The 770-nt window shown below is 43.4% G+C and carries 1 protein-coding gene; it reads right to left on the minus strand.

The features are described from left to right. Nucleotides 1-92 precede the first annotated feature (92 nt). A partial coding sequence (locus QZ106_RS00705) for a phosphoenolpyruvate carboxykinase (ATP) (RefSeq protein ID WP_295973022.1) occupies nt 93-770 on the minus strand: 678 nt, incomplete at its 5' end.

Here is a 770-nt window from a genome sequence, read left to right on the forward strand (position 1 = left end):
TGAATTCAGTGTAAAAAAACGGCCATGACATTCATGATGTGATGGCCGTTCAATTTATTTTTTAATACAGCGTTTTATAACATATCAGAAGATTACGCTTTAGGACCTGCAGCAATTAATGCTTTACCTTCAGCATTTGTTGCATATTTTTCGAAGTTCTTCACGAAACGACCGGCAAGGTCTTTCGCTTTCGCTTCCCATTGGGCTTTGTCTGCGTAAGTGTCACGCGGATCTAAGATAGCAGAATCAACGCCCGGTAAGGCTTTAGGAATTGCTAAATTGAAGATCGGTAATTCGCTCATTTGGGCTTTTTCGATTGAACCGTCTAAGATGGCGTCGATAATACCGCGAGTATCTTTAATAGAGATACGTTTACCTGTACCATTCCAACCGGTGTTCACTAAGTAAGCTTCCGCACCTGCCGCTTGCATACGTTTAACCAACACTTCCGCATATTGAGTTGGATGTAAAGTTAAGAATGCTGCACCGAAACACGCAGAGAAGGTTGGGGTTGGTTCGGTGATACCACGTTCTGTACCCGCTAATTTTGCAGTGAAACCGGATAAGAAGTAGTATTTGGTTTGTTCCGGAGTCAATTTAGAAACCGGTGGCAATACGCCGAATGCGTCTGCAGTTAAGAAAATGACTTTCGTTGCGTGGCCTGCACGGGAAACCGGTTTAACAATGTTATCAATGTGATAAATCGGGTAGGACACACGGGTATTTTCAGTTTTTGAACCGTCATCAAAGTCAACGGAACCGTCTGCACG

The organism is uncultured Aggregatibacter sp., from assembly GCF_901873365.1.
Taxonomy (GTDB): domain Bacteria; phylum Pseudomonadota; class Gammaproteobacteria; order Enterobacterales; family Pasteurellaceae; genus Aggregatibacter.